The 1,488-nt window shown below is 55.6% G+C and carries 1 protein-coding gene; it reads right to left on the reverse strand.

Going from position 1 to position 1,488, the window contains the following annotated elements; all coding sequences use genetic code 11:
* Positions 1 to 49 precede the first annotated feature (49 nt).
* Positions 50 to 1,377 (reverse strand): IS3 family transposase gene (locus EVJ26_RS14130; RefSeq protein WP_370251113.1). Its coding sequence is split into 2 segments (ribosomal slippage): positions 50 to 999 and positions 999 to 1,377, totalling 1,329 coding nucleotides; the frame shifts between segments, so codons are not numbered across the junction.
* Between the last annotated feature and the right edge of the window lie 111 nt (positions 1,378 to 1,488).

The following is a 1,488-nucleotide window of genomic DNA, read 5'->3' on the forward strand; positions in this document are numbered from 1 at the left end:
TGAACTGAGCCCTGTTTTTCGGACAGTTTAATAAAAAGTGCGTCGTCTTTTATGCGGCGATCAGATGGCTCCGGTATTGCTCCGGAGTCATTTTTTTTAGGTTCCATTGCTTGCGTTCACTATTGTAATAGTCAATGTAGGCATCGACCATCGACCGGACCTCGGTGAGGCCTGATGCCGATCGATGGTCGATATGATCTTTCAGATGTCCGAAGAAGGACTCGATCGGTGCGTTGTCGAGGCAGTTGCCACGACGTGACATGGACTGGACCATGCCTAGTCCACGGATACGTGACTGGTAGGCCGGATGGGTATAGTGGAACCCTTGGTCCGAATGGATCATCGCCTCGGGATGCAGATTCCCCTGGAGACGCTCTTCGAGCTTTTTCGTCGTCTGAAAGACGAGCTCCATGTGTAGGCTCGTCGACAAATGGTGTGCCACGATCTCGCGTGTCGCGACGTCTTTCACACAAGAGAGATAGACGTTCTGGCCTGTCCGTGTCGGGAGATAGGTGATGTCCGTCACGAATACCTTGCCCGGCTCGTCCTGGTCGAACTGACGGTTCAGGCGGTTCGGCACCGTCCTGTGCTCGTGTGTCGCCTTGGCGAGCTTCCGGTACGCGTTCTTCCTGCGGATCTTCGTGACGAGCCCATATTTCCGCATCAACCTGAGGATGCGCTTGTGGTTCATCGGTGCCCCGATGAGATCGAGCACCTCCATATAGAGCCCGCGATAACCGATTTTCCCGTCGCGGCGGTCATGGACATGTTTCAGGAGAAGATAGTCCGCATAATCACGCTCTTCCCGGAGGGAGTCGTCTTCCGCGCGGGTGAGCCAGGCATAGTAGCCACTGCGGCTCACGCCCGCGATCTCGCAGAGTGGACGGACGAGGTTCTTCAGCCGGAACGTCCGGATGACGGTGTTGATGACCTGGTATCGCTCTTTCGGTGTCAGTCGGTGCGTTTCGCCTGCCTCTCGAGTTCCTCTAGCTTTTTTAACAGCTCGTTCTCCGCCGTCAGGTATTTGACGCGCGCCTCGGCCTTCGCGAGCCGTCGTTCGAGCGAGTCATCCGGCTTCGGGCGCCCACCCGCGTTCGACTTCCCACGACGGTCGTTCAACAGGCCATCCGTTCCATAGATTCGGTAGGTCTTGCGCCAGCGGTCGAGCGATGACTTCGCCTTCACGCGACCGATCACCGCCAGGTCGAAACCGGCTTCCTCGAAGATTTGGGAGGGGCCTTTTCCCTCTTGGTTCTCGAGCACGGCCCGTATCTTGAAGTCGCCCGTGTACTGGATCGACCGGTCCGAGACCGACGCCACGTTCGGATTCGACTCGAGCTGCCTGATTTGATGTTCGTTGAAGATGATTTTACTCATGGATGCGTTCCCCCGTCTGAATGAATAGGTTCATTATATCGATTCGACCGCACACAAAAAACCCTGAATGAGCACTTTTTATCAAGTGTCTATCATTCAGGGTTCAGTTCA

It is taken from the genome of Exiguobacterium sp. SH3S1, assembly GCF_004337105.1.
Classification (GTDB): Bacteria; Bacillota; Bacilli; order Exiguobacteriales; family Exiguobacteriaceae; genus Exiguobacterium; species Exiguobacterium aurantiacum_A.